This is a genomic window from Mycobacterium sp. E2989 (genome assembly GCF_001667595.1).
GTDB lineage: Bacteria > Actinomycetota > Actinomycetes > Mycobacteriales > Mycobacteriaceae > Mycobacterium.
Map to the genome: position 1 here is coordinate 1 of NZ_LZJX01000067.1, position 8,530 is coordinate 8,530.

The following is an 8,530-nucleotide window of genomic DNA, read 5'->3' on the forward strand; positions in this document are numbered from 1 at the left end:
TCCCACCCGGGGAGGTCGTTGGTGGTGACGATCAGCACGGCGGGCCTCCTGGTCACAGCGAAAACGGGCGGTTAGTCCCGTGAGACTAACCGCCCGTTTTCGGTAACCGCTAGGGCGTTTCCGGAGCCGCGTGCGCTCCGGCCTTCGCCAGGTCCGGCTCGGCCGGCGGCTTGCGCGTCCCGGTGAAGGTGAACACCGCGTCCTCGCCGGCGCTCTCGCCGTCCCAGTTGTCCACGTCGACCGTGACGATCTGGCCCGGCCCGACCTCCTCGAAGAGGATCTTCTCGGACAGCTGGTCCTCGATCTCGCGCTGGATGGTGCGCCGCAACGGGCGGGCACCCAGCACCGGGTCGAAGCCGCGCTTGGCCAGCAACGCCTTCGCCTTGTCGGTCAGCTCGAGGGCCATGTCCTTGGCCTTGAGCTGCTTGCCGACGCGCTCGACCATCAGGTCGACCATCCGGATGATCTCGTCGCGAGTCAGCTGGTGGAAGACGATGATGTCGTCGATGCGGTTGAGGAACTCCGGGCGGAAATGCTTCTTCAGCTCGTCGTTGACCTTCTGCTTCATCCGCTCGTAGTTGTTCTCACCGCCACCCTGGGTGAAGCCCAGGCCGACCGGCTTGGAGATGTCGGACGTGCCGAGGTTCGAGGTGAAGATCAGCACGGTGTTCTTGAAGTCCACCGTGCGGCCCTGCCCGTCGGTGAGCCGGCCGTCCTCGAGGACCTGCAACAGGCTGTTGTAGATCTCCTGGTGGGCCTTCTCGATCTCGTCGAACAGCACCACGGAGAACGGCTTGCGGCGCACCTTCTCGGTGAGCTGGCCGCCCTCCTCGTAGCCGACGTATCCCGGCGGGGCGCCGAACAACCGCGACGCGGTGAACCGGTCGTGGAACTCGCCCATGTCGATCTGGATGAGCGCGTCGTCGTCGCCGAACAGGAAGTTGGCCAGCGCCTTGGACAGCTCGGTCTTACCGACACCGGACGGGCCGGCGAAGATGAACGAGCCCGACGGGCGCTTGGGGTCCTTCAACCCGGCGCGGGTTCGGCGGATCGCCTTGGAGACGGCCTTGACGGCGTCCTCCTGGCCGATGATCCGCTTGTGCAGCTCGTCCTCCATGCGCAGCAACCGCGTGGTCTCGGCCTCCGTCAGCTTGAACACCGGGATGCCGGTCCAGTTGCCCAGCACCTCGGCGATCTGCTCGTCGTCGACCTCGGCGACCACGTCGAGATCGCCGGAGCGCCACTGCTTTTCACGCTCGGCCCGCTGGGCGACCAGGGTCTTCTCCCGGTCGCGCAGGCTGGCGGCCTTCTCGAAGTCCTGCGCGTCGATCGCGGACTCCTTTTCGCGGCGCGCGTCGGCGATCTTCTCGTCGAACTCACGCAGGTCTGGCGGCGCGGTCATCCGGCGGATCCGCATCCGGGCGCCCGCCTCGTCGATCAGGTCGATCGCCTTGTCGGGCAGGAACCGGTCGTTGATGTAGCGGTCGGCCAGGGTGGCGGCGGCCACCAACGCCGCGTCGGAGATCGACACCCGGTGGTGCGCCTCGTAGCGGTCGCGCAGGCCCTTGAGGATCTCGATGGTGTGCTCCACCGTCGGCTCGCCCACCTGGACCGGCTGGAAGCGGCGCTCCAGGGCGGCGTCCTTCTCGATGTACTTGCGGTACTCGTCGAGCGTGGTCGCGCCGATGGTCTGCAGCTCGCCGCGGGCCAGCTTGGGCTTGAGGATGCTCGCGGCGTCGATCGCGCCCTCGGCGGCCCCGGCACCGACGAGCGTGTGCAGCTCGTCGATGAACAGGATGATGTCGCCGCGGGTGTTGATCTCCTTGAGCACCTTCTTCAGCCGCTCCTCGAAGTCACCGCGGTAGCGCGAGCCGGCCACCAGCGAGCCGAGGTCAAGCGTGTAGAGCTGCTTGTCCTTCAGCGTCTCCGGAACCTGGCCGTGCACGATCGCCTGCGCCAGGCCCTCGACGACGGCGGTCTTGCCGACGCCGGGCTCGCCGATCAGCACCGGGTTGTTCTTGGTGCGGCGGCTGAGCACCTGCATGACCCGCTCGATTTCCTTCTCGCGGCCGATGACCGGGTCGAGCTTGCCCTCCATCGCGGCGGCCGTCAGGTTGCGCCCGAACTGGTCGAGCACCAACGAGGTGGACGGGCTGCCCGATTCGCCGCCTCGGCCACCGGTGCCGGCCTCCGCGGCCTCCTTGCCCTGGTAGCCGCTGAGCAGCTGGATGACCTGCTGGCGCACCCGGGTCAGTTCGGCGCCGAGCTTCACCAGGACCTGGGCGGCCACGCCCTCGCCCTCGCGGATCAGGCCCAGCAGGATGTGCTCGGTGCCGATGTAGTTGTGGCCGAGCTGCAGCGCCTCACGCAGGCTCAGCTCGAGAACCTTCTTGGCGCGCGGGGTGAAGGGGATGTGGCCCGACGGCGCCTGCTGGCCCTGGCCGATGATCTCCTCGACCTGGCTGCGAACGCCCTCCAGCGAAATGCCCAAGGACTCCAGCGACTTCGCCGCGACGCCCTCGCCCTCGTGAATCAAACCCAACAGGATGTGCTCGGTGCCGATGTAGTTGTGGTTGAGCATCCGGGCCTCTTCTTGCGCCAGGACGACGACCCTGCGGGCACGGTCGGTAAATCGTTCAAACATCGCCTGCTACCTGCTCTCCCTCACATCGGTACAAGCCTGTTAGTGGCCCACCGGCCCCCGTTGGGGCCGACTCGCGTACCTGCCATCCACTGTAATGGTCGGTCTGCCAGGGGGCATAACCTTGCGGTCCCTTGCTGTTCAAGGCCCGCCGGCCCGTCTCGGGCAGTCTCCCCTGTGATTACAGCGCCGTACTTGGAGCAACGTGGCCGGGCGCCAATTGGTTTCCTTCGGTCGCGGCTGATTCTTTCGCGGCCAGCGAACGACAAACCGGCGCCCAGGCCTGTGCGGCCCGGACGCCGGTGAGAGGTTTCCTTAGGTGGCCGCGTGGAAGGCGTCGATGACGTCGGCCGGGATGCGGCCGCGCGTCGACACGTTGTGGCCGTTGCGGCGGGCCCATTCGCGGATCGCCGCGCTCTGCTCACGGTCGATCGCGCCACGACCACGACCGGAGCCCGAACGCCCGCGCCGCCGCCCGCCGACCCGGCGACCGGCTTCCACCCACTGCTTCAGGTCGTTGCGGAGTTTTGCGGCATTCTTCGACGAAAGGTCAATCTCATAGGTAACCCCGTCAAGCCCGAATTCGACCGTTTCGTCGGCTGCGCCGGCACCGTCGAAATCATCGACCAAGGTGACGGTCACTTTTTTCGCCATTAGCTTATCCTCGCATTTCGTCCTGAGCAGTTGCTGAGCAGTTTGGGTGAGCCTCCCCGGGTCACCAATCTGCCATAACAACGCAGCATACTCAATCCGGCCGCGAGGCGCACAGTTGCACTTTTCAAGTGGAGTGCGGCCGAACAATCGGGAACAAAACTGTCTCTCGAATTGACAGGCCAGTCAAAGTCATCAACAACCGATCGATACCCATTCCCGTTCCGGTGCACGGGGGCATCCCATACTCGAGGGCGGCGAGAAAATCTTCGTCGAGCACCATGGCTTCGTCGTCGCCGGCCGCAGCCGCCCGCGCCTGTGCGGCGAATCTCTCCCGCTGCACCACCGGGTCGTTCAATTCGGAATACCCGGTGGCCAGTTCGACCCCGCGAATGTAAAGGTCCCACTTCTCGGTGACCCCCGGGATGCTGCGGTGCTGGCGCGTCAAAGGCGTTGTCTCGACGGGGAAGTCCCGCACGAAAGTGGGCGCGGTCAGCGTATTGCCCACCGTGTGCTCCCAGAGCTCCTCGACGAGCTTGCCGTGTCCGTAGCCCCGGTCGGTGGGCACCTCGAGCCCCAGCCGATGCGTGATGGCCCACAGCCGCTCGACCGACGTCTCGGGGGTGATCTCCTCCCCGAGCGCCGCGGACAGCGACGGGTACATTTGAATCGACGCCCATTCTCCGTCTATGTCGTAGACCGTCCCGTCGGGCAGGGGTAGTTGTCTGGTTCCGATCGCCTCATCGGCCACCTCTTGAATAAGCTCGCGCGTGACGACTGCCGAATCGTCATAGGTTCCGTAGGCCTGGTAGGTCTCCAACATGGAAAATTCCGGAGAATGCGTGGAATCCGCGCCTTCGTTTCGGAAGACGCGATTAACTTCGAAGACCTTGTCGAAACCACCGACGATGCAGCGCTTGAGGAACAGTTCGGGTGCGATCCGCAGGTAGAGATCGATGTCCAGCGCATTAGAATGCGTGACGAACGGCCGCGCCGCCGCGCCGCCGGCCAGCGTCTGCAACATGGGCGTTTCGACTTCGAGAAACCCGCGCCGTTCCAGCGCGTTGCGGATCGCGCGGACCACCGCGATTCGCTGCCGCGCCACCGTGCGGGCCTGCGGCCGGACGATGAGGTCGACGTAGCGCTGCCGCACCCGCGCCTCTTCGCTCATCTCCTTGTGCGCCACCGGCAGCGGCCGCAATGACTTGGTCGCGATCTGCCACGAATCGGCGAGTACGGACAATTCGCCTCGGCGTGAGCTGATCACGTTGCCGTGCACGTAGACGATGTCGCCGAGGTCGACGTCGGCTTTCCACGCGTCCAGCGATTCCCGGCCGACCTTGTCGAGGCTGAGCATCACCTGCAGGGTGGTGCCGTCGCCCTCCTGGAGTGTCGCGAAGCACAACTTGCCGGAGTTGCGCGCGAAGATCACCCGGCCCGCGATGCCGACGACGTCGTCGGTCGCGGTGTCGATCGGCAGGTTGGGGTGCTCGGCGCGCACCTGGGCCAGCGTGTGGGTGCGTTCGATGGCGACCGGATAGGGTTCCCGGCCCTCGGCCAGCAGGCGAGCGCGCTTGTCCCGGCGGATGCGGAACTGCTCGGGCAGGTCCGCGGCTTCGTCCTCGCTGGCGTCACTCACGACGTGCCAGCTTAAATGACCTCGCGGAGCGGCTCTTACCGGCGGCCCGCCGAGATTGCCGTCAGGGTCGTTGTTCCGGCCGCAACCACGACCGCTGGGGCAATCTCGTCGCAGGGATACTCAGCGCGCGGTCTTCAGCCGGCCGCGCTGGGCGTCCCGGTTGCGTTCGAACACCAGCCGCAGCCCCTGCAAGGTCAAGTGCTGGTCGTAGTGGCTGGGCGTGTGCAGCTCGGGCAGCAGCAGGGGTGCCGTGTGCCCCGTCGCCACCACGGCGACGTCGTCGCCGGCGAAGCCGTCCACGTCCTGGCGGATGCGCCCGACCAGCCCGTCGACCAGACCGGCGAAGCCGAACACCGCCCCGGCCTGCATGCATTCAACCGTGTTCTTGCCCACCACCGAACGCGGGCGGGACAACTCCACCCGGCGCAGCGCCGCGGAGCGCGCCGCGGCGGCGTCCGACGACACCTGCACGCCCGGGGCGATCGCGCCGCCGAGGAACTCCCCCTTGGCCGACACGACGTCCACGCAGATCGAGGAGCCGAAGTCGATGACGATGGCTGCGCTCTGGAATCGGTGAAAAGCGGCCAGGCAGTTGACGATTCGGTCTGCGCCCACTTCTTTCGGATTGTCCACCAGCAGCGGGATGCCGGTGCGCACACCCGGCTCGATCAGCACGTGCGGCACCGACGGCCAGTACTGGTCGAGCATGATCCGCACCTCGTGCAGCACCGACGGGACGGTGGACAGGGCGACGGCCCCGGTCAGCCGCTCGGAGTCGTCGCCGATCAGCCCGTCAATGGTCAGGGCCAGCTCGTCGGCGGTCACCTCGGACTCGGTCCGGATCCGCCAGTGCTGCACCACCTTCGCGTGCTCTTTCGACCCGGAGATCAACCCAACGACGGTGTGGGTGTTGCGGACGTCGATCGCCAGCAGCACGGCTACCGCGCAACGATTCGGGGATCGAGTAACTCGGCGGCGTCGGCGGGCACGAAGGCCGGGTCGTGGCCGAGGTCGATCGGCTTGTTGTCGGCGTCGACGAACACGATCCGCGGCTCATACGACCGGGCCTCCGCCTCTTCCATGGTGCCGTACGCGATCAGGATCACCAGATCGCCCGGGTGCACGAGATGCGCTGCGGCGCCGTTGATTCCGATCACCCCGCTGCCGCGTTCCCCGGTGATCGCGTAGGTGACCAGGCGGGCGCCGTTGTCGATGTCGACGATGGTCACCTGCTCGCCCTCGAGGAGGTCGGCGGCGTCCATCAGGTCGGCGTCGATGGTCACCGAGCCGACGTAGTGCAGGTCGGCCTGAGTGACGGTGGCGCGGTGGATCTTCGACTTGAGCATCGTCCGTAACATCAATTCCTCCAATGTGATTGGGCGAGTCCGTCCGGCCCCACGGGTGCCGGCGAAGTTTCGATCTCGATCGCGATGTTGTCCAGCAGCCTGGTGGTGCCCAGGCGGACGGCAACGAGCAGCCTTGCGGTTCGGTTGCCCCGCAACGGGCCGAGCTCCGGGTCGCGCAACTCGAGGTAGTCGACGGTGAGGTCGGGCACCGCGTCGAGCACCGCGCGCGCCGCGTCCAGCGCGGCCCGCGGCCCGGCGTCGGCGGCGTGCGCCGCCGCCGTCAACGCCGCCGACACCGCCACGGCCGCCTCGCGCTGCGCCGGGTCGAGGTAGCGGTTACGAGACGACATGGCCAGCCCGTCGGCCTCGCGGACGGTGGGTACGCCGACCACCGTGACGTCGATGTTGAGGTCGGCGACCATCTGCCGGATCAGCACCAGCTGCTGATAGTCCTTCTCGCCGAAGAACACTCGGTCCGGGCGCACGATCTGCAGGAGTTTGCACACCACGGTCAGCACGCCGGCGAAGTGGGTCGGCCGCGGACCGCCCTCCAGGTCGGTGGCCAGCGGGCCGGGCTGCACGGTGGTGCGCAGGCCGTCGGGGTACATCGCCGCGGCCGTTGGCGCGAACACGATTTCGACGCCTTCGCCGCGCAGCAGCGCCACGTCGTCGTCCAGGGTCCTGGGGTAGGCGTCGAGGTCTTCGCCGGCGCCGAACTGGAGGGGGTTGACGAAGATCGAGACGGCCACCACCGAGCCCGGCACCCGCTTGGCCGCGCGCACCAGGGCGAGGTGACCGTCGTGCAGCGCGCCCATGGTGGGCACCAGCATCACCCGGCGGCCGGTGTGGCGCAGCGCGCGGCAGACGTCCGCGACGTCGCGCGGGCGGGAGTACACGTTGAGTTCGCCGGCGTTGAACGCGGGCGCCTTGCCTGGGCTCATCCCGCCAGGACCTCGACGACGTCGGCGGGAGCGTGGGCGCGCCGGGCCGTCCGCAGCGCGTTCACCCGGTAGGCCTGGGCCAGTTCCGGGTCGACCCGGTGGAGCGCGGCCAGATGCCCGGCGACCGCGGCCGCGTCACCGCGCGCGACCGGACCGGTGAGCGCGGCCTGCCCGCGTTGGAGGGTGTTCTCCAGCGCGGCCCGGGCCAGCGGCCCGACGATGCGTTCGGCGATGCCGCCCGGGGAGTCGTCGACGGACTGTTGCCCGAGCAGTTCGCTGCCGCGCAGGGCCGCCCGCAACGCCTCGAGCGCGTCGGCGAGCACCGTCACGAGGTGGTTGCCCGCGTGCGCCAGGGCGGCGTGGTAGAGCACCCGCGCCTCTTCGCGCACGCAGAACGGTTCACCGCCCATTTCCAGCACGAGCGACTGCCCGATCGCGTAACCGACCTCGTCGGCCGCGGTGATCCCGAAGCAGGTGTCGGGCAGCCTGCTGATGTCCTCGTCCGATCCGGTGAACGTCATGGCCGGGTGGATCGCCAGCGGAATGCAGCCGTCCCGGGTCAACGGCTCGAGGATGCCGACACCGTTGGCGCCGGAGGTGTGGACGACGATCGTGCCCGGGCGCACCGACGAGGTCGCGGCCAACCCGGACACGAGGCCGGCCAGTTCGCTGTCCGGGACGGCCAGCAGCAGCAGCTCCGCGGCGGCGGCGACGTCCGGTGGGGGCATGACCGGGGTGTCGGGCAGCCGGCGCTGGGCGCGCTGCCGCGACGCGTGGGAGATGGCGCTGCACGCGACCACGACATGGTCGGCGCGCTCCAGCGCAACACCGAGCGCGGTGCCCACCCGGCCGGCCGAGATGACTCCCACCTTGAGCCTGGCCGGGCGCAAACCGTCGAACTGCACCATCGCAGACGACCTCACAGATTTATTCGTTCGTTCCGGTCCCACCGCGTGGGTACCGTTCGGTCACTAAAACTGTAGTCGATCAGGGCGCCAAGCCCAATGTGAGGAAGCTCCCAGCTCAGCCGTCGCGGCTATTCACGTCTGCGGCGGCGGCCACCCTCGGACGGCTGGACCTGCAACCGCGCCAACAGCTCGGCAACCGACTGACCGCCGGTGGGCGCGCCGTCGCCCGGACTATCGGCGCCCGGCGCCAACGGGTCCCCGCCCCCGTGCCGGGGAGTGTGCTCCGGTGGTGGCGGTGGGGCCAACCGTGGCGGTAGCGGCTCGGCGGTGGGGGCCTGGGCGCACACCGAAACATGGCGGGCCGGAGACGATGGCTGATCGAATCGAATTGCGGGGGGTGACCG

Annotated in this window: 7 protein-coding genes and 1 pseudogene; all 8 read right to left on the bottom strand. The window is 68.1% G+C overall.

Annotated features, from left to right (window positions below):
• Positions 1 to 109: 109 nt before the first annotated feature.
• The gene (gene clpC1 / locus A5680_RS12535; RefSeq protein ID WP_067819718.1) at positions 110 to 2,644 is read right to left on the bottom strand and encodes an ATP-dependent protease ATP-binding subunit ClpC; all 2,535 of its coding nucleotides are present in this window, start codon (positions 2,642 to 2,644) and stop codon (positions 110 to 112) included.
• Positions 2,645 to 2,956: 312 nt separating this feature from the next.
• On the bottom strand, positions 2,957 to 3,295 hold the full coding sequence (gene lsr2, locus A5680_RS12540) for a histone-like nucleoid-structuring protein Lsr2 (protein ID WP_003875617.1): 339 nt from the start codon (positions 3,293 to 3,295) through the stop codon (positions 2,957 to 2,959).
• A gap of 124 nt (positions 3,296 to 3,419) precedes the next feature.
• A complete protein-coding gene (gene lysS, locus A5680_RS12545; RefSeq protein WP_067819727.1) occupies positions 3,420 to 4,931 on the bottom strand; it encodes a lysine--tRNA ligase in 1,512 nt (503 codons plus the stop codon).
• A 120-nt stretch (positions 4,932 to 5,051) separates the two neighbouring features.
• On the bottom strand, positions 5,052 to 5,867 hold the full coding sequence (locus tag A5680_RS12550; RefSeq protein WP_067819731.1) for a type III pantothenate kinase: 816 nt from the start codon (positions 5,865 to 5,867) through the stop codon (positions 5,052 to 5,054).
• 2 nt (positions 5,868 to 5,869) lie between these two features.
• Positions 5,870 to 6,289 carry an aspartate 1-decarboxylase gene (panD, locus tag A5680_RS12555; RefSeq protein ID WP_067791239.1) on the bottom strand — a complete coding sequence of 140 codons (420 nt, stop codon included), beginning with the start codon at positions 6,287 to 6,289 and terminating at the stop codon, positions 5,870 to 5,872.
• The gene (panC, locus tag A5680_RS12560) at positions 6,289 to 7,218 is read right to left on the bottom strand and encodes a pantoate--beta-alanine ligase (protein ID WP_067819734.1); all 930 of its coding nucleotides are present in this window, start codon (positions 7,216 to 7,218) and stop codon (positions 6,289 to 6,291) included. The genes panD and panC overlap by 1 nt, the downstream gene beginning before the upstream one ends.
• Positions 7,215 to 8,126, bottom strand: a complete 912-nt coding sequence (locus A5680_RS12565; protein WP_067819736.1) for a Rossmann-like and DUF2520 domain-containing protein — start codon at positions 8,124 to 8,126, stop codon at positions 7,215 to 7,217. Before A5680_RS12565 ends, panC begins: the two co-directional genes overlap by 4 nt.
• Positions 8,127 to 8,254: 128 nt before the next feature.
• A pseudogene (locus A5680_RS26285) lies at positions 8,255 to 8,530 on the bottom strand (hypothetical protein); the annotation flags it as partial.

Excerpts from the sequence above, each read along its gene's own strand:
- A5680_RS12565 (WP_067819736.1), bottom strand. The coding sequence starts at position 8,126 with ATGGTGCAGTTCGACGGTTTGCGCCCGGCCAGGCTCAAGGTGGGAGTC.
- panD (WP_067791239.1), bottom strand. The coding sequence starts at position 6,289 with ATGTTACGGACGATGCTCAAGTCGAAGATCCACCGCGCCACCGTCACT.
- clpC1 (WP_067819718.1), bottom strand. The coding sequence starts at position 2,644 with ATGTTTGAACGATTTACCGACCGTGCCCGCAGGGTCGTCGTCCTGGCG.
- lsr2 (WP_003875617.1), bottom strand. The coding sequence starts at position 3,295 with ATGGCGAAAAAAGTGACCGTCACCTTGGTCGATGATTTCGACGGTGCC.
- panC (WP_067819734.1), bottom strand. The coding sequence starts at position 7,218 with ATGAGCCCAGGCAAGGCGCCCGCGTTCAACGCCGGCGAACTCAACGTG.